The sequence below is a fragment of the Pseudomonas sp. MDV22-iso1 genome (genome assembly GCF_058145095.1).
In genome coordinates, this window is sequence record NZ_JBYVMF010000037.1 from 1 (window position 1) to 18,559 (window position 18,559).

Here is an 18,559-nt window from a genome sequence, read left to right on the forward strand (position 1 = left end):
CTTCGGCCGTGGAGCGTGGGAATTCGGCAATGGGTTGGCCATTCACTGGCGAAGTATTGGTGAAGTACTGACCTTTGACAGGCGCGACGAACTCGCCGCCGATGTAGTTACCGTAACGGGACTTGAAGGAAGCGATGGCACCGGGAGTGCCTGGGTGGGCGTATTTCATGGTGGTGTTCTCTTGTTGTTTTGGGTTGTGGCCGCCTGCGGGGCGGCCACTGTCAGTTGTACAAGCCTTGCAGGATCAGGCTCCCTGAGGAGTTTCCCCACGGGCCAGACGGGCATTGATGTCTTCAATGACGTCAGGCAAATCGACGATGGTGTCAATCAGGTAGTGCGGGCGAGAGTTTTCAAACATCTTGATGATGCGCGCCCGCTCTTCGGCCAACCTGTCCGAAGGCAGGTCCCGGAACTCTGCATAGGTCAGGCCCAGTGCGTTACCGGAGCAGGTCAATGCCACCGTCCACATGCCGGCGCTGCGGCCTTCAAGAATGCCCGGCCAGGTGTCGTCGACCTTGACGCAAGCGGCGACATCGCTGATGCCCAAGGCGATCACGTTGGCCAGGGCCTGCGCCGGGTGCGGACGTCCATTAGGTACTTCGTCAGTTGCTACAACGTGGTCGGCGACGTAGCCGTTTTTCCGCGCCAGCTCGATGACTTTCTCCATGACCACCGCCGGATAGCCGGAGCACGAACCGATTTTCAGACCCTTGTCGCGCAAGGCATTGATCGTATTCAGTGCACCCGGAATCAGCGCTGAGTGCAGGGCAATCTTTTCGATCTGCAAGGGCATGAAACGCTCATAAAGGGCGGTGACATCGTCATCAGTCGGCAGGCGCCCAAAGGCGGCCTGATAACGCGTGGCGATTTGTGGCTCATTGCACAGCGTGCGGATGTGGTCCCACTTGCCCATGCCCATCGGACCGCGGGCTTCTGCCAGGGAGACCGCAACGCCGAACTCGGCGAAGGCTTCGACAAAGATCTGCGTCGGGGCGAAGGAACCGAAATCAACAACGGTGCCCGCCCAGTCCAGAACCACGGCTTGCAGTTGATCGGGTTGTTTGTAATTCATGATGATCGCTCCAGCAAAGTGTATGAGGTGACGACAGGTTCAGGGGTTTGTGCCGACGATGACCGGCTGTACGGGCGTAGAGACTGACTGTTGCTTTTCCACAGTTTTCGGACGGCTGTTCCAAAACGGAACCAACATCAGGCTGGCCAAAAGTGCGGCGCCGGTGAAGACCAGAAACACGGTGATGGTGTCGAAGTAACCTGGCAGCAGGCCTCCGAGGATTGCGCCTATCGAACCGCAGCCGTTGACGAATCCTGCGGATGAGGCCGCTCCGTCCTTGCTACCGAAATCAATGGCTGCCGAGCCGCTGATCATTGAGTCCGGCCCATAGAGTGTCAGACCCATCATGAACAGCAGGCCGACCACCATGTAGAGACTGCCGCTCTGCATCGCCGGTACAAACAACCCCAAGCAGAGGGTGAGCACCACCAGGCTAAGGACACAGGCCGGCATACGACGAGCGCCGAAGTACTTGTCTGAAGCGATACCGATAAGGATGGGGCCTAACAGGCCCGCCAGTTCGAACGCGGTAGGTACGATCGCGGAAGCCACTTTGCCGATTGCAGGCATGCGTTCGTAGATGATGACCGGGCCCCACAAGAGAATTGCGTAGCGCGCGGGCTTAAGCATGAAATAGGCAAGGCCCAGAACCAGCACGGTTCGATTTTTCATGACGTTACGCAGGCCCGCCCACATGCTTTCGCGTGGAACAATGACGTCGTTTGCAGGCTCGAGCTCGATTTCGACGGGAGGCAGACCGACGTCCTCCGGCCGGTTGCGTTGCAGGAAGAAGAACAACACCGCTACTACCAGCACCACGACAGCGCTGCTGATAAACGCCAGGCGCCAGTCGTGGTACGAGTCATAGGCCCACCAACCGGCAAATGGCGTTGCTATCAGACCGCCGAAGGCGTAGCAGGTGCACCAGTAACCCATTACGCGACCACGTTCGCCCGTGCTGAAGAAACTGCCAAGGTTCTTACACAGGCCCGACCAACCGGTGGACTGAGCAAGGCCTTGCACCAGCATGCAGGAAACGAAAATCGGTAAGGTGGCGTAAGTGCCCATCAGCAGGGCCGCCACAGCCGATACGACCAGGCCACTAAGGACCACGATCCGCGGTCCAAAGCGGTCAGCGAAATTGCCCCACATAAACTGGCCTACGGCATAGGCAGCCAGGTATAGGGCGTCGAGGTTGGCCATCATGGCCTTTTCGAGCATAAAGTTTGGGTCCTCGCCAATACCGAGTTTGGCGACGGAGAACGCTTTACGGGTGAAGTAGAAGGCGGCATAGGCCAACCAGGTAATGAGGAAAACCTGCACGCGCCAACGGTGGAGTGATTTCCAGCCACTTGCGAGCGGGCCTGTGGTGTTTTTGTTCATGGTGTTCTGATCCCGTATGAGGTGCCAGACAGCGCAATTAATTGGTTTTTGTTTTTGTTTTTGTTTTTGGTGCCCAAGCCCGCGCACGCGCACACCATCGATGAGATGGCCATGAGGATGGCGTCAGGCTTCAAGTCCTAAATTGCAGCGATCGCTGACTCGGGCCCGGCGTTGCCGAGCGATGAGTCACCGAATCCATGGTTGAAAAAGACCCCTGCCCAAAGGTGCTACCCATTGCACCGATGCTCGAATCGACAGGGATCTTGAAAGGGGTCGATCAGCTTGCAGGTTTTGGCATGTCGACGCCCATTGCCAGGAGGCTGTCGGCAATGGCGCGTAGCAGTTGGTTGACGATGTATTCGTCGATCTGACCGATGCAACCGATGCGGAAGCTTTCAGCCTGAGTCAACTTGCCCGGATAGATGATGAATTGACGGGTCTTGAGCTCTTCATAGAAGCGCATGAACTGGAAGTTCGGGTGCTCGGGACAGAAGAATGTCGTGATGATCGGCGACAGCCAGCAGTCCTCCAGCAGGGTGCGGAATCCGAGTTCGCGCATGCCGCTCACGAGTACATCACGGTTGCGTGTATAGCGCGCCAGACGTCCATGCACACCGCCTTCGAGCGCATGCTGTTCAAGGGCTTTATGGAAGGCCACCACACTATGAGTTGGCGGAGTGAAGCGCCACTGACCGGTGCGCTCCATGTAGACCCACTGCTCGTAGAGGTCCAGGGACAGCGAGTTGGCTCGACCCTTGGCAGACTCCAATACCGAGCGACGGATAATGACGAAGCCAAAACCAGGAATACCTTCGATGCACTTGTTGGCGGAGGACACCAGCACATCAAAGGCAATGTCTTTGGCGGTAACCGGCACAGCGCCGAAGGTGCTCATGGCGTCGATAATCAGGCTTTTGCCGTGCTTCTTTACTACATCGGCAATTTCACGCAGCGGATTGAGGATGCCGGAACTGGTTTCGCAGTGGACCAGAAAAACGTGGGTCACATCCGGGTTTTCGTTGAGCAGAGCGTCCACTTCATCGGGCTGCGGCGGCAGGTAGTCACCCTTATCTAAAGTGATGTATGCCCTGCCAAGGTAGTCCAGCGTTTTGGTAGCGCGCTGGCCATAAGCACCATTCATCAGCACCAACGCTTTGCCATCACGCGGGATGGCGGTGGCCAGTGACGCCTCTACCGAGTAGCTGCCGCTGCCCTGCAGCGGCACGCAAGCAAAACTGTCGCCCTGCACCCCTGCCATATCAAGCAGGTTCTGGCGAACTTCTGCGGTGACCTGGTTAAAAGCACCGTCCCATGAACCCCAATCGCGAAGCATGGCTTCTTTGGTTGCTTTGGAGGTGGTCAGCGGGCCTGGTGTCAGCAAGTAAGGCTCACCCAGGGCAGGTGTTGCGAGTGGCTGGGCAACTGGAAATTCGGCTTTGGTCATGATCTTCTCCGGCGGTTTTGTTGTTGTTAGGAGTGATGCATGGGGCTATCAAAGCAGTGCCCGATAAATAATAAAAATCGATTTATCGTATTTCACTAACAAGCTGAACTTATATACAAACGTTATTGGTTTTACCGATGCTGACAGAAGATTTACCGATTTGTACGGCTCGCCCGAAGATGTCATCGTCGACGTCGAACCACGCATGGCCCCAGAGATTTGTCATAGGCACAATTCGAATTCAGGCCTTAAGATACCCGCCGACTTCCTGGCTTGAATGACCGGGTCGACTTAAGGCCAGAGCGCGAATAATGCTTGAATCGGAACTGAAAGCTTTCTACATGGTGGCCCAATTGGGCAGCGTCACGCTCGCCGCAAAGAAGCTGGGCCTGAGCCAACCCACGGTGACCAACCAGATTCGTCAACTGGAAAATCAGTTTGCGGTGGAGCTGTTTTATCGGGGCGGCAGGCGTCTGACGCTAAGCGAAACCGGTATCCGGTTATTGCCACTGGTCAAGCCGATGATCTCCCACGGCTTGAACATCGAATTCTTTTTGAACAACGCCAGCAGCAAAGCCGGAAAACTTCGCATTGGTGCCACCGCGCCCTACTACATCCTGGATTTGGTAAAAGCGTTTCGCGAAGAGCATGAAGTGCAAGTCAGTCTGGAGTTGGGTAACTCGCAGCAGATGATTAATGCGCTGGATGAATACCGGGTCGATCTGGTGACGTCCTCTCAGCAATTGACTGACCCTCGACTGTTTTGTCTGCCATTGGGACAAGATCCGCTGGTACTGGTCGCTCATCGAAGCCACCCGTTGGCGAACCACAGCCGCATCGCCTTGAGCGCGATCGAACACCATTGTGTGCTTGTGCGGGAACAGGGCTCGCACACCAGGCAACTCACTGAAGACATGCTTGCACAAGCACAGCTCAAGCTTGAGAACGTCATTGAGATTGGCAGTCGGGAGGCTATCCGGGAGGCGGTGTTGCGTAACATCGGGGTGAGTATTATTGCTCGCCACGAGGTGCCTGACAGTCAGGAATTACGGATCGTGACGATTCATCAAGCCGCCCTGCTCGACGAGTTCCTCTACTGCCTGAAAGAGCGACGCGCTGCTCGGCTGATTGACGATTTCCTGAAAGTGGCGCAAAAACGCTTCGGTTAAGCGGCGAACTTGATCAGCACAATGCCCAATGTCACGGCGACGGCAGCAATCAAACGACGGCGACCGAATGGCTCTTTGAACAGGAGCGTGGCAATCACCGCGCCGATGATGACACTGCTCTCACGCAGCGCGGCGATTTTCGCCACGTTTTCCAGCGTCATTGCCCACAGCACCAGCGCATACGCTGCACAGTAAGTCAGCCCACCAAACACCGATATTCGCCAATGTTGCTGCAGATGCTCGAACAGCACTCGGCGCCGACGCCGCACCGCAAAAAACGGGATCGGCACGCTCAGCACCAAGGTGAAATACACCAGGTACGAGAGCACTCCCTGGCCACTTCGCACACCTTGCGCATCGATTACGGTATACAACGCCACGCACACGCCGGCCGCCAAGGCATTGCGCGGCGCCTGCCATTGTTCGGTTACGCGTAGCAGGCTAAGGACGCCAAGGGACAAAATGACCACGCCCAGCAGGCCCATCGGTGACAGCGTCTCCCCTAGCCAGACAGTCGCGAACACCACAACCAGCAAAGGTGGCAGGCCACGAACCAACGGGTACACCTGGCCGAAATCCCCAAAATGGTAGGCCCTGATCAGGAAGTATCGATAGAACAGATTAACGGCAACCGACATCCCGATCAGCCCCCATACCGGCAGCTCAGGCACCTCGACAAAAGGCACGGCGATCAACGCGACTACAAAAGCGACACCGTCGACCATTGCCATCGATGAGAGTCGATCGCTACTGGACTTTACGACGGCGTTCCAACTGGCGTGCATGAAGGCAGAAATCAGTACCAGCAGTGTGGCCAGATTAGCGTCGGACATGGGGTCGCTCACTCTGAGGAAGCCGCCAGCATGCCAACCACAAACCCATCAATCCAATCGGTTATAGGGTGTCATGGTATCAGTGGAACTTATGCATCCAGTTCAACGCGCTCCATTTTAAATCGAGCTGCCCGGTCCGGTTCCGGGTCATTTGGGCGCAAAAGCCCTATGGACTCATAGGCTTTTTTGCGCAGTGAAATTCAACGTTTCCAACCCTCATAAATGCTTCTTATCTCATTGTTTTTAAACGCCATTAAAGAAAATCTCGTTCTAACGGGTGAGCGCTGAATTCACTATATGGCTGTATTTTTCAGTTTTATATTTGCGGGTCATTTTTGGGCGTGTTACATCAAATCCAAGCGAGCTATCACCCGTACGGCAACACCAGATTGCCGGCATTCGCCAACTTCCTATCTGCCAGTCATTCGCTCATTACCGTTGTTTTTCATCGGTACCACCATTGGTTTTGGTGGCTGGCATTGCATAGGGATTCACCATGGCTTCTACCATCGCCCAACTGTCTACCGTGCCGCTTTCGGTTCAAGGCATCGGTAAATCATTCGGCAAACTCAGCGTGCTCGATGATGTCTCGCTCGAGGTCAAGGCAGGCGAGCTTGTGTGCTTGCTCGGGCCTTCAGGATGTGGAAAAACCACGCTGCTACGGATCATTGCCGGCCTGGAAAAACAAGACATCGGCCGTTTGATGATTGGCCCAAAAGACATCTCTCGCGCTCATCCTCAGGAGCGTGACTACGGGATTTTATTCCAGTCTTACGCGCTGTTTCCCAACCTCACCATTGCGCAGAACATTGGCTACGGCCTTAGCACTCGAAGGCTCCTGCACTCCCAAGTACGCGAACGCGTTCAGGAAATGCTTGAGCTGGTCGGCCTGAGCGCAATGGCCAGCAAGTACCCAGGACAATTGTCAGGGGGACAACAGCAACGCGTCGGCCTGGCACGTGCTTTGGCGCCCTCTCCATCGCTGTTGCTACTTGATGAACCGATGTCCGCACTGGATGCAAAAGTTCGCGAACATCTGCGTTATGAACTGCGCTCCCTACAACGCAAGCTCGGCATCACGACCATTATGGTCACACATGACCAGGACGAAGCGATGGTCATGGCGGACCGTATCGCGGTGATGAATCAGGGCCGCATCGAGCAATTCGATACCCCGGAAAACATATACCGATCGCCCACCACACCCTTTGTCGCCAACTTCATTGGCCATGCCAACTGGCTCGACTATCAGAGCCTGAGTAATGGCCAGGCCCACCTGGGTGCTGTCTCTCTGAACCTTGATAAAGTCACTATGGGTGGACCGGGCCGGCTTTTTTGCAGACCGGAAGCGTTGCGCATCGACAACCACCCACAAGGCTCCAACAGCATGGCCGCACAGGTCGTCGAAAAACTGTTTCTGGGCAATCGCTACCGACTAACGGTTGAGCTGGATCAGCTCCGCGGGCAGCCACTTGTTGCGGAGATCAGTGCTGACCTGAACGTCGCACCTATCGATGCCGAACGGGTATGGCTGACGTTTCCGTCCCATTGCTTGCGGGCCTTTCCAGGAGTGGTGCGATGACCAGTTTGCATTTCCCTCAACCAGCGCCTTCGCCGCCAGAACCTTTGACGCGGTCGCCTGAGGCGGCCCTGAGCGACCTTGTATTTACCCGCGGCGCAAAGCTGTTGATGGTGTTGTTTCTAATCGTGGGGCTCGCCCTGCCGTTGATGACGATGCTGGGTAAAGTCGTCGATGTGCAAAACGGTCTTGCCGGTGTCTGGCAACTGCTCTCGAGCTCACGCTTTTTGTGGTTGCTGGGCAACAGCGTCAAGGTCTCCCTCAGCACCGTTGCGTTGGTAGTGCCCGCTGCGTACGTATTCGCCTATGCCCTGCAACGCAGTCGTATACCCGGCAAAGCGTTGCTTCGAAGCCTGTCGCTGCTGCCGCTGATGGCGCCGTCAATGCTGTCGGCAATCGCACTGATCTACTTGTTCGGCAACCAGGGGCTACTGAAATCCTGGTTCCCGGACGGCATTTACGGTTATTCCGGCATCGTGCTGGGGCAAGCGTTCTACAACTTCCCGATGGCCTTGATGATCCTCATCTCTGCTTTGGGCCTGGCCGATGCACGCCTGTACGACGCGTCGATCAGCATGGGCGCGAACCATTGGAAAACCTTCCTCAATGTTACGTGGCCCGGCACCCGCTACGCAGTGTTTACCGCCAGTTGCCTGGTGTTCACGCAAACTATCACCAACTTTGGCATTCCGGTTGTAATCGGCGGCGACTACCAAGTGCTGGCAATGGAGGCGTACAAGTCGGTGGTGGGCCAGCAAAAATTTTCTGAAGGCGCGCTGATTGGAAGCATCTTGTTGGTTCCCGCCCTTATCAGCTTTGCCGTTGATGCATGGATGCGCAGATTGCGCGGCAGCCAGGTAAGCAGCCAGGCCGCCGCTTATGTAACGCCGACCAATCGGTCCCGTGACACCGTTCTGTTGTTGGTCGCTGGCGTGATAGGCCTGGCGCTCTTGAGTCTGGTGGTAGTTGCGGTCGGGGCCTCCCTGATCAACTTCTGGCCGTACGACTTGACGGTCTCACTGCGTCATTACGACTTCGAATCCAACGGAGATGTCGGCTGGCTGGCCTACCGTAACAGCCTGTTGTTGGCGAGCCTGACCGCCGCGATTGGCACCCCGATAATTTTCACCTGTGCTTACCTGATGGAAAAAACCCGCAGCGGCTGGCTTGATAACCTTCTGCGATTGCTGTGCATGTTGCCAATGGCGGTGCCTGGTCTGGTCATGGGCCTGGGGTATGTATTTTTCTTCAACCATCCTGCCAACCCGCTAAACGGCCTGTACGGTGGCATCGCGTTGATGGTTGTGTGCTGCGTGATGCGATTCCTGACGCCGGCGCAAATGACCGCCACGACCGCCTTGCGACAGCTGAACGAAGAAATTGAATCCGCTTCGCTGTCTCTGAAAGTGCCACTGCTCACCACCTATTGGCGAGTGACGCTGCCCATCTGTTTGCCCGCATTGCTTGAGGTGTTTCGCTACCTTTTCGTCTCTTCGATGACATCGGTATCGGCGCTGATTTTCCTCTACAGCCCCGACACTATTCTGGCGGCAGTTGCCGTACTCAATCTGGACGACGCGGGCAACATCGGCGGCGCTGCTGCCTTGTCAACGCTGATCCTCCTGACCTCGGCCCTTGCGTCACTGGTGCTTTACATGCTCTCGCGCGGTCTGCTCAGGCACACCCAGCACTGGCGAACCGGGCACGCTTGAACCCGAATTCCTGCAGTCACCTTCCCCCTGAAAGAGACCTACCATGATCAAATCCTGGAATACCCTCGCAGCCGTCATTCTTGGTGTCGGCATTGCCAACACGGCTTTCTCTACCACGGAGCTGACCGTGTACACGGCCATGGAAAACGAACAGCTCGCTGGATACAAAAAAGCCTTTGAAGCCGAGAATCCTGATATCCAGATCAAATGGGTAAGGGATTCGACGGGGATCATCACTGCCAAGTTGCTCGCTGAAAAAGCCAACCCACGAGCAGATGCCATTTGGGGGTTGTACGCATCAAGTGTGGCGTTGCTGGGCAAGGAAGGCATGCTCCAAGCGTATGCACCCAAGGATGTGGAGAAAGTAGATCCACGCTTTCGTGACAAGCAAAACCCACCGCAGTGGGTCGGCAATGGCGTGGAGGCGACCGCCGTCTGCGTGAACTCGGTCGAGGCCAAAAAACAGAACCTGCCGATTCCCACCCGTTGGGAAGACCTGACCAAGCCGATCTACAAAGGCAAAATCGTCATGCCCAACCCTGCCTCATCAGGCACGGGCTATTCAGCCGTCAACGCCTGGGTACAAATCATGGGCGAAGACCAGGCCTGGGCCTTCATGGACAAGCTCCACGCCAATATCGGGCAATACACCCACTCCGGCTCCAAGCCCTGCACTCAGGCAGCGATGGGCGAATACCCGATTGGCATTTCCCTTGACTACCGGGCTGTCACGCTCAAACGCCAGGGCGCGCCTCTGGACATCGTGCTACCGACCGAAGGCCTGGGGCTGGACATCAACGCGGTGGCGCTGATGAAGGGCAGTAAAAAACTTGAAGCGGCAAAAAAACTGGAGGATTTTGCGGTCAGCGAACAAGCGTTCCTGCTGTACCAACCCAATGCAGCCGCATTGGCCCGTCCGGAATTCAATAGCAAATTAGCGGAAATGCCGGACGCCTATTACGACCGATTGATCACCGTCGACTTTGACCAGGCTGGTAGCCAGCGGGCCGCCGTGCTGGAGAAATGGCGAGCACGTTACGACGGTAAAACCGAAGTAAAAAACTGACATCAAACAGGCACTGCACGGGCTGCTGCGAGCTGCGCCGATCTCCTGGAAGCTGGCAGCTCGAGCCCGCTTCCAGAAGAGAACCGTGGCAAGCCTATGCGCACTGCTGGAGTTAGCTTCGGATTGACGGAGAGGCTCAGGGCAATGATGGGGCAGGAAGATCGAGAGCAGATCAAAAGATCGCGGCCTCGTTTCACTCGACAGCTCCTACGGGTTCTATCCAGCGGCTACAACAGCGACAGCGTGTAATTCACGATAAAGCGATTCTGTTCCACGTCACGGCCGGCGTCGGTGTTCGATTTGCCGTTTCGCACCGAGAATCCAACCCCTTTCAGCGCACCGGATTGAAGTACGTAATCCAGCGTCATATCCCGCTCCCACTCAGACTGATCACTCGCGTTGCGGGCTTTGATGTCGGTGCCCTTCAAGTACGCGATCGATGCTTTCAAACCCGGTACGCCCAACGGCGCGAAGTCATAGGTGTACTGGCCGAAATCGGTCTTCTCACCCGCACGGGCAAAGTTCTGGATCATCCGGTCAGTGGGCAGGTAGACGCTGCCGCCGCCCGCCCCTTTGTCCGTCAGGCTTCCCTGGTTGAGCTGGACAAAATTACTGCCGTCACTCACTTGTTGATGCCCCACCGTCACCGCGTGGCCGCCGTTCGTGTAGGTGACCATTGCAGCCCAGGTGCTGTTATCGATTTCGCCGTTGTCATTGTCGGTGTAACCCGATGCGCGATAGCCCTGCGCGCGGCCCGTCGCCGAACTGTTCGCACCGCTTGAGGTGGTGCGGAAATAGCGCAGGTCGGTGGTCAGTGCGCTTTGGCTGTCGATGGGCAGAACGTGAGTCAGGCCCAGGAAATGCTGGTCATAGAAGTCCTCCAGCTGCGCAAAGTAATACTGCGCCTTGAGGTCTCGGGTGACGTTGTAGTCGCCTCCGGCGTAGTAGAACGTGTTGCTGTCCCGCGTGCTGCCGGCAACCGACAGGCCCGTGCGATCTGTCGAGGCGCGGCCGACTGCGTGTTCAAGCACTCCGCTGGTCAGGGTCAACCCGTCGATGTCGTTGGAGGTGATCTGCGCACCGGTGAACGACTGCGGCAACACCCTGGCATCGTTGGACAGCAGGATCGGCAATTTGGGTAGCAACGTGCCGTAGCGAAATTCTGTTTTCGCCACACGCATTTTCGCCGTCGGCCCGAAACTGCTCCACGAGGCGGCCGCACCCTCGCCGTCGCTCGGAATCATTCCGCTACCGACGTGGCGTCCGCCGCCACTGTCCAGCGTAATCCCGAGCAACGCCTGTGCATCGAGCCCGAACCCTACTGCCCCTTGGGTAAACCCTGACTCATAGCGCAGTACAAAACCCTGTGCCGCTTCTTCGGTTTTCGACGGGTCTGCGCTGCCATCGCGATTGTCGCTGTTGAAGTACAGGGTACGCATCGACAGTGTGGCTTTGCTGTCTTCCAGAAAACCGTGCGTGGCGGTGTCGGCTGCCTGAGCGCACATCGAACTGGTTGCCAGTAAGAGAACGGCGGGGACGGCTCGGTTGAACATACGGTGCTCCTGAGTATTGTTTTTATTGAGGCCCACGGCACAGCAGCCCGCACTTTCACGCGCCCGATGAATGAGGATGAATATCGGGATACCGAGAGGGCTGATGGGTCATGCCGAGCAGGTTGCGAAACTCATAAAACATTTCGAGGAGCGATATTCAAATGAGGTGAAACTAATTTTCGTAGAGGGATAAGGCTTGTCGCACAGAGGCATGGAGCGGGAGTGTTTTTGAAAAACTGCCGGGCAGATTTTCATCATAAACAGAGGTGCGTGGCCGGGAGGCGCGGGTTTCGTGTAGCAGCTGCCGAAGGCTGCGTCCGACTGCGAAGTGGTCGCTGTCCGGACGTTATGGTGTCCGCTTGAAAATCGAGGGCCGCTTCGCGCCCCAACGCAGGCTGCGCCAGCTGCTACAGGGAGCGTAAGGCGCGGGCTCTGTGTAGCAGCTGCCGAAGGCTGCGTTCGAACGCGAAGCGGTCGTTGTTCAGACGATGTGGGCTTTTATCGATCAACAGCACCTTGGCGCCCGCCTTGCTCAGGTAGTACGCGCAGGCACACCCCATCAGGCCGCCGCCGATGATCGCCACGTCGACTTCACGAGGCAGGCGGTCGTCCTGGGTCGCTGACACGGTATTGAAGGCCGCTGCTGGAGTGTTCATAAGGGCAACCGTCCGGTGGAGAATGACGCGTAGCGCCGCGTCGTGGTTTCGGCTAAGAATGTGCGCCGTCCCGCCGAAATAACAGTGATGTATCTGCATTAATCCCATGCGAGGAGCGCATAGAAACATGAGCCGCCAACTGCCATCCATCGAGCTTTTGCAGGCCTTCCTGACCGTCGCGAAAACCGGCAATTTCGGCAAGGCAGGCGAGTAGCTCAACCTGAGCCAGAGCGCGGTGAGCCGGCAGGTTGCGCAGTTGGAGGCGCGTCTGGACAGTCGTCTGTTCGAGCGGCACACACGCAAAATCGTGCTCACCCCTGAAGGTCAATCACTGGTTCCGGTGGCGGAACAAGTCATCGGCCTGCTGTCGGATGCGTCGCAGATGCTCGCCACGGTGGGACGAAGCGTCAGCCTGCGCGCGCACTCGACCATGGCGGCACGCTGGCTGATTCCACGGCTGACCGCGTTTTATCGCGAGCATCCGCAGGTGACCGTCAGTGTCGACACGGTGTATCACCGCTTCCCCGACTTTGCGTTTGAATCCATCGACGCAATGATCGCGTACGGCACCGCCACCTGGCCCGACTTCGAAGCGCTGGAGTTGTGGGAGGAAGCCTTGATCCCGGTGTGCTCGCCGGCACTGCTCGCCGGTTCGACACCGGAAGAGGTGCTCAAGACCGCGCGTCTCGTGGACGCGAGCATGGATCGCCTGGACTGGCGTCGCTGGGACGAGTACTACCCCGATTCAACCGGCCCCGATAACGCTCACCTGACCTTCGATACGCTGGAATCGGCGATCGTTGCGGTGAAATGTGGCCAGGGCATCGCGCTGGTCGACGCGGTGCTGACACGCGATGAGTTGCTCACCGGGCAACTGATACGCGTGCATGCCGGCAGCATCGTGACGGGCGGACGCTACACGCTGGTCTATCCAAAGCGGGTGAAGCGTTCGAGCGGGTTTTGCGAATTTCTTGAATGGCTCGAACAGGAAGTGGGCGATAGCGGATCCGCGTGTCAAATGGCTGTTTCCGGGGAGGTTTGAGCGGGCCGTTGAACAAGCATCCGATAGCTTATCGATCAGGCTGCCATTGACGGTGTTTAGGCAGACCTTCCCCCTCCAGCCACGCGACGTCCTGCTCCGTCCAGATGTGATACTCGGGCCTGGCGCCCGGCTCATCGTCTAACGTCGCTACGCGCACAATCATTGCGGCAGCGCCGTTGCGTTCAGCCGCAAGGTGCGATCCGCAGTGGCCGCAGAAGTGCCGAATCTTTCCGGGAGATGACTCGAAAGCCCTCAACGCGTCCAGCCCTCGCGTCCATCTGAAATGCTCTCTCAGCACGCCGGCCGTGGTGACATACGCAGCCGCATGGGTCTTGCGGCAGGTGTGGCAGTGACAATGGCTGATGGGCATATCAATGCTGTCGACTTCATAGCCAACAGCCCCACACGCGCAGCTTCCTTTCATTTCATCCTCCGATGTCCATACAGTGGGACGATTATGGTCATAGGTGGAATCGCGAGGCCAGTTCGACTGGACATTGATTACTGACGCTGGACACACCTGGCGTGAAATCCAGCTTCTGCCTGATGTCTCAGCGGTGCGCCTGAGTACGCGGCCGGTGATCCCTTTCTCCTCAAATACCTATCAGATCTGCTAGCTAGGCAGTACTGAACAATAGGCAGATGCTGACCTGTGATTTCTATTCCCGGAGCCGTTACATGACTGCATTACCTGAGACCTTTCTAAACCGCTACCAATACGACCCGTTGGATCGTTTGGTGAGAGCTCACTCAATTCAACGCTTTTACATTGGCAACCGCATCGCGACCGAGATTCAGGGCAACAGAAAAATTTGTTTTTTAGAACACGGGGTCATGCCGCTGGCCGAATTAGAACCCGGAGACGAAGCCACTTTGCTGGCCATTGATGGGAATAACACGGTAATACACAGCATCAAACTTGGTCTTATCCGTCACCAACTCTACTGTCCTTTTGGTCATCGCCTAGCGAACAGCGGACTCTTCAGCTTGCTGGGATTTAACGGCGAACGCCCTGACTCCGTGACCGGCCATTATTTACTGGGACAGGGGTATCGGGCATACAACCCTGTGCTGATGCGATTCAATAGTCCGGATAATCTAAGTCCTTTCGAAAAAGGAGGTCTTAATGCCTATGCCTATTGCGAGAACGATCCAATCAATTACGCAGATCCGACAGGCAAGGCAAAGCTTTTCCTATTTTTGCGCAGAATCTTTAATCAATCAGACGTTTCAGGCGCTTTGTCTCGGGTTAAAACAAGCCTGGGCGGAGTAAAAAAAATCAAAACAGCGCCCAACAGAACCTCGGCGCCTAGATCTTCAACAGCGCCGCAAACAAACGCCCCGGCGCCCCCCCCTCCTCTTAGGCAGGCAAGCTCTCGTAAAAAAACGAGCACGCTTGCACCTAAAACTTTGGGCCCGACTAAGGCCGCTATCTCCCAGCGCAGGACTGCCTTAGCCCCTATTCATAACTACGCGTCTGCTGGTGAGTGGCAGGTGAAACTTATGCCAAGCCAATCGCAGCCTGCCGCGAGCAGGTCCGCTTTACACCCTATTTTTAACTACGCGGCTGTGGACGAATGGAAAATAATTCTAGCTCCGGGCGCTATACAAAATGATGCTCGCTTGATCCGCACTGAGGTCTGACTTCCCAATTGCGGGAGTGCCAGTAACGGTATCAGCCCGCTGGAGAGCCGAACAATCACTGGCAGCCACGATGACGCTTGGCATAAAAAAAGCAGAGTCCTCACTCAACGTCTTTTCCTGCCTATCGAAGGGTCAACGGTTTCCCGACTATTTAATTTTGCACACCTTTAATTTTCTCCAACCGCATAGCGTTGCCCTGCCCGACTTGCGTAACGCTCTCAGTCTCGATGGTCTGCACAATGCGACCAGTCTCGTCCTTGGTAACCTGAATAGACTTGGTGTAAGTCCCTTGTACACAGCCGCTCATTGGCAGTACCAGTGCACATAAAACCAATCCAAAAATACGATTCATCAAAATTCCTTGTTTAATCCAATTGTTTTGTCACGCGAAAACTGACTGTCGCCTAGTGCGACGGGCCTAACGATACGCTATCCAGATGGACACCTCGCCCATTATTCCCCAAGCGGCCGAACAGAACCGAACCGTTCCTGATTGGCGTTCGTGCACCTGCTACTGTCAGCACACACTCACAGGGATGAACGTCGATGGATACGCAAAACACAATGCTGCTCAATAACCTGCTGGCCGCCAGGCGAAGTGTCAGGTCCTTCAGTACAGAGCCTTTGAGCCTGACCGTTCTGAAAACACTTCTCCACGCTGGACAGGGATGCACTTCCAAAGACGGAGGGCGCACTGCTCCCTCGGCACACGCCCTGCACCCACTGGTGTTGAAAGTGGTGGTGCGCAACGTGGCAGGGATTGCACCCGGGGTCTACACCTACGACTCCCACGCGGGAACGCTTTCGCGCATTGCGGAGCTGATCGAAAATGGCGTGCTGAACTCAGCGGCCTTAGGCGATGAAAAATGGTTGGAAGTGGCTCCCGTCGTCATTGCTATCGTCGCTGAACGAGCGCTCGCGATCGATCATTTCGCTGATCAACAAGCCGATGGCCTGAGGGGTGAGCGGTACGTTGATTTCGAGGCTGGAGCCGTTGCCCAGAATATGTATTTGGCGGTGACCGCAGCGGGTCTGGGCGGTGTCGTGGTGATGGGTTTTGATGATGTCAGAATGAAGGAAGCCCTGGGTCTTGAACCGGCCTTTTTTCCGGTCGCTCTTTTTTGCGCTGGGCATGCACTGAAGTAGAACGGTTAAGTTCGACATTGAACGCGTGGGGATGAGATCACCGTCGGAGGGAATTGCGCGAACCCTTGGTATGATTTCCGAGGGTCTCGTCTCAGGGACAATTCAGGAGTTGTTGTTTATGAGTTTTTTGAATCGCGTTTTGCTGGTCGGCGTGGGCGTATCGGCGTTGCTGGTCGCATCACTTGCTACGGCTCAGGAAGGGCCATCGTTCAAGTGCAGCGAGAAAATGGCCAGTTCGGTGGAAGACCTGATCTGCAAAAACCCCGACCTTGCAGCGCAGGACCGAAACCTGGCAGCCGCGTATGACGCCGCGCTGAAAAAGGCTGGCAATGGCGCCAAGACACTCAAGGCCGAGCAGCGCGGGTGGATCAAGGGGCGTGATGAATGCTGGAAGTCCGATGATAAGCAGGCCTGCGTTCGCGACAGCTACAGTCAGCGCATCGTCGAGATACAAGCCGGTTACGGACTGGTTGCCGGCAAAGGCCCGATCACTTTCGACTGCAGCGGTGACGGCACAATCAGCGCCACCTTCTATCAGACCGAGCCCTCTTCGCTTATTGCCACCTACAAAGGCCAGCGCTCACTGATGGTCGCGGTGCAATCGGGCAGCGGCGTGCACTACACCGGTCAGAACGAAAGTTTCTGGGAGCATCAGGGGGAAGCTCGGGTGACTTGGGGGTATGGCGCCAAAGAGATGACTTGCAAGAAGAACGTTTGAGGCGCCTGGCAGGGTTTGTTCAGAGGCAACTGACTTACTCGCAACATGGAATACCTTATTGAAGACCTTCAACACATAAGGGTGGAACAGGTACAGGGAGCAACTGGCGTCGCCGATCAATCCCGGCAACCCGGGTAAGCGCACACCCGACAATCCATGCACCATTGCCGAGGCCGGCAGCGCGCCACGCCGCCGTGCGTGCGTAAATGGCGTAGCAGCCATGCCCAGAACGAACTCGGCGAGAATCTGCTGGGTGTAAAAATCTGGCCAGCAGCGCGTCGAACATGAGGTAACTCTGTCAAAAACGCAGACAGCAACCGGTCAGCCCGACATTCAGTCGGCATCAGGTCTCAACAAAGGACTTGTTTGTGCAGGTTTGTTGGCAAGTGCTCGACCAAGGGCTTGCCCGGTCATTTCGACGTACCGGTAAGTAAACATCGACACCAACACTACTGATCCCACTGCCAACAGAGCGATGAGGTTGTTGAACAGCACATCACCCGTGTCCAGGTGGCGAGTCCCGTCAATCATCGGTGTCATGTTAACGCCGAGGACTTTGTTCGCTACCATGAACAACGACACGATGCAAAACAGGATGGCCGCGTGGGTCAAGTAGATGGAATACGACAACTTGCCTAGAAACGCGAAGGCCCGTCCCGCCAACACCCTTGACACCGCCCCGCCATCAAAGGCGAATATCACAACGACGACGCCGAACAACGGGCTGGCCACCAACGCCTTGCCCTCAAAATCGTTGGTCACGAACAACAGCACTACAGCTACCACCACGACTTCAAGCACTGTCAGCAACCAGACCTTGGCCCGGCCGGGATGGGGTAGTTTCAGGTACACGGTATACGCCAGGCTGCCAGTGAAAAAGTAGGCGAGGCCTCTAAGCGACTCAATCGTGAAGAAGTTATGGTCGGCATAGATCAGCGCCAGGGCCACGACGACTATCGTCGCCCACACCCATGTCCTGATGCCGAAGGCGATACTCAGGATCATGGCGAAGATCATATAGGTGTAGTACTCGATACTGATGCTCCACGACGGATAGTTGTACGACAGTGGATTAGTCCAGTGCGTCCAGGATTGCAGCAGCAGCGCATTAGGCAGAATTTCAGCCGGGTCAAACTTTCCAGAAAATGGCGTGTTGTTAAACTCCATACCTTGTTGGACAGCCATATATCGTCCGCACTCCAACAGTATGAAGACGCCCAACATGAAGAGGTGCAAGGGCAACAAGCGGAAGGTGCGCGTTATGAAGAATCTGCGAAAATTAAATTGCACGGAGTTTGCGTAGGCGTGCGCCAATACAAAGCCACTCAATACAAAAAAGAACGATACGAATACTTCGGCATGGCGAAACAACGACCACTCGGTAAAACTGTCGTTAACGCGTAAGTGATAGATCATCACTGAAACAGCCATCAACCCTCTGAAACTGTCCAGCGAATAGAATCGCTTCTCTGCGCGCATATCCAGGCTCCCTTACTTGCATAGGCGGCACGTCTTGGATTACCTGCGATGACTACTTCGCGG

17 protein-coding genes and 1 pseudogene are annotated in these 18,559 nt (G+C 56.2%); 8 read left to right on the forward strand and 10 right to left on the reverse strand.

Annotated features, from left to right (window positions below; genetic code table 11):
- The 4 genes and pseudogenes from AC3ZVB_RS27080 to AC3ZVB_RS27095 all read right to left on the reverse strand — a co-directional run.
- A pseudogene (locus AC3ZVB_RS27080) lies at positions 1-169 on the reverse strand (aldehyde dehydrogenase family protein); the annotation flags it as partial.
- A 75-nt stretch (positions 170-244) separates the two neighbouring features.
- Positions 245-1,072, reverse strand: coding sequence for a phosphonoacetaldehyde hydrolase (phnX, locus tag AC3ZVB_RS27085; protein ID WP_490148253.1), 828 nt, complete (start codon positions 1,070-1,072; stop codon positions 245-247).
- A gap of 39 nt (positions 1,073-1,111) precedes the next feature.
- A complete protein-coding gene (locus AC3ZVB_RS27090) occupies positions 1,112-2,455 on the reverse strand; it encodes an MFS transporter (RefSeq protein ID WP_490148254.1) in 1,344 nt (447 codons plus the stop codon).
- Between the two features lie 277 nt (positions 2,456-2,732).
- Complete coding sequence (locus AC3ZVB_RS27095; RefSeq protein WP_490148255.1) at positions 2,733-3,899, reverse strand: 2-aminoethylphosphonate--pyruvate transaminase; 1,167 nt, start codon at positions 3,897-3,899, stop codon at positions 2,733-2,735.
- A gap of 311 nt (positions 3,900-4,210) precedes the next feature.
- Here AC3ZVB_RS27095 and AC3ZVB_RS27100 point away from each other — a divergent pair, with 311 nt between their 5' ends.
- A complete protein-coding gene (locus AC3ZVB_RS27100; RefSeq protein WP_490148256.1) occupies positions 4,211-5,068 on the forward strand; it encodes a LysR substrate-binding domain-containing protein in 858 nt (285 codons plus the stop codon).
- Here AC3ZVB_RS27100 and AC3ZVB_RS27105 read toward each other — a convergent pair.
- Positions 5,065-5,901: an EamA family transporter gene (locus AC3ZVB_RS27105; RefSeq protein ID WP_490148257.1), complete on the reverse strand. Its 837-nt coding sequence runs from the start codon at positions 5,899-5,901 to the stop codon at positions 5,065-5,067. The two genes, AC3ZVB_RS27100 and AC3ZVB_RS27105, sit on opposite strands and share 4 nt — an antisense overlap.
- A 496-nt stretch (positions 5,902-6,397) precedes the next feature.
- On the opposite strand from AC3ZVB_RS27105, the gene AC3ZVB_RS27110 reads away from it, so the two are divergent.
- Genes AC3ZVB_RS27110 through AC3ZVB_RS27120 form a run of 3 tightly spaced genes read left to right on the forward strand, consistent with a single transcriptional unit; the run spans position 6,398 to position 10,258 of the window.
- Positions 6,398-7,483 (forward strand): putative 2-aminoethylphosphonate ABC transporter ATP-binding protein, encoded by a 1,086-nt coding sequence (locus AC3ZVB_RS27110; RefSeq protein WP_490148258.1) that lies wholly within the window; start codon positions 6,398-6,400, stop codon positions 7,481-7,483.
- Positions 7,480-9,192 (forward strand): putative 2-aminoethylphosphonate ABC transporter permease subunit, encoded by a 1,713-nt coding sequence (locus tag AC3ZVB_RS27115; RefSeq protein ID WP_490148259.1) that lies wholly within the window; start codon positions 7,480-7,482, stop codon positions 9,190-9,192. The genes AC3ZVB_RS27110 and AC3ZVB_RS27115 overlap by 4 nt, the downstream gene beginning before the upstream one ends.
- A 43-nt stretch (positions 9,193-9,235) precedes the next feature.
- Positions 9,236-10,258 (forward strand): putative 2-aminoethylphosphonate ABC transporter substrate-binding protein, encoded by a 1,023-nt coding sequence (locus tag AC3ZVB_RS27120; RefSeq protein ID WP_490148260.1) that lies wholly within the window; start codon positions 9,236-9,238, stop codon positions 10,256-10,258.
- 227 nt (positions 10,259-10,485) lie between these two features.
- Here AC3ZVB_RS27120 and AC3ZVB_RS27125 read toward each other — a convergent pair whose 3' ends face one another.
- Entirely contained in the window at positions 10,486-11,811 is a 1,326-nt protein-coding gene (locus AC3ZVB_RS27125) for an OprD family porin (protein ID WP_490148261.1), read from the reverse strand.
- A 407-nt stretch (positions 11,812-12,218) separates the two neighbouring features.
- Positions 12,219-12,467, reverse strand: a complete 249-nt coding sequence (locus AC3ZVB_RS27130) for an FAD-dependent oxidoreductase (RefSeq protein ID WP_490148262.1) — start codon at positions 12,465-12,467, stop codon at positions 12,219-12,221.
- Between the two features lie 220 nt (positions 12,468-12,687).
- Here AC3ZVB_RS27130 and AC3ZVB_RS27135 point away from each other — a divergent pair, with 220 nt between their 5' ends.
- Positions 12,688-13,509 (forward strand): LysR substrate-binding domain-containing protein, encoded by an 822-nt coding sequence (locus AC3ZVB_RS27135; RefSeq protein WP_490148284.1) that lies wholly within the window; start codon positions 12,688-12,690, stop codon positions 13,507-13,509.
- 28 nt (positions 13,510-13,537) lie between these two features.
- On the opposite strand, the gene AC3ZVB_RS27140 is transcribed toward AC3ZVB_RS27135, so the two are convergent.
- Positions 13,538-13,933 (reverse strand): GFA family protein, encoded by a 396-nt coding sequence (locus AC3ZVB_RS27140; RefSeq protein WP_490148263.1) that lies wholly within the window; start codon positions 13,931-13,933, stop codon positions 13,538-13,540.
- Positions 13,934-14,187: 254 nt separating this feature from the next.
- Between AC3ZVB_RS27140 and AC3ZVB_RS27145 the strand changes: the two genes are divergently transcribed.
- Complete coding sequence (locus AC3ZVB_RS27145) at positions 14,188-15,153, forward strand: RHS repeat-associated core domain-containing protein (RefSeq protein WP_490148264.1); 966 nt, start codon at positions 14,188-14,190, stop codon at positions 15,151-15,153.
- Positions 15,154-15,304: 151 nt separating this feature from the next.
- Here the strand turns inward: AC3ZVB_RS27145 and AC3ZVB_RS27150 are convergent, their stop codons facing one another.
- Positions 15,305-15,505: a hypothetical protein gene (locus AC3ZVB_RS27150; protein WP_490148265.1), complete on the reverse strand. Its 201-nt coding sequence runs from the start codon at positions 15,503-15,505 to the stop codon at positions 15,305-15,307.
- 194 nt (positions 15,506-15,699) lie between these two features.
- Between AC3ZVB_RS27150 and AC3ZVB_RS27155 the strand changes: the two genes are divergently transcribed.
- Together AC3ZVB_RS27155 and AC3ZVB_RS27160 are read left to right on the forward strand one after the other, a co-directional pair.
- Positions 15,700-16,299, forward strand: a complete 600-nt coding sequence (locus AC3ZVB_RS27155) for a SagB/ThcOx family dehydrogenase (protein WP_490148266.1) — start codon at positions 15,700-15,702, stop codon at positions 16,297-16,299.
- Positions 16,300-16,417: 118 nt separating this feature from the next.
- Positions 16,418-17,017 carry an MliC family protein gene (locus AC3ZVB_RS27160; protein ID WP_490148267.1) on the forward strand — a complete coding sequence of 200 codons (600 nt, stop codon included), beginning with the start codon at positions 16,418-16,420 and terminating at the stop codon, positions 17,015-17,017.
- Between the two features lie 333 nt (positions 17,018-17,350).
- On the opposite strand, the gene AC3ZVB_RS27165 is transcribed toward AC3ZVB_RS27160, so the two are convergent.
- On the reverse strand, positions 17,351-18,496 hold the full coding sequence (locus AC3ZVB_RS27165; protein ID WP_490148268.1) for an acyltransferase family protein: 1,146 nt from the start codon (positions 18,494-18,496) through the stop codon (positions 17,351-17,353).
- Positions 18,497-18,559: the final 63 nt, after the last annotated feature.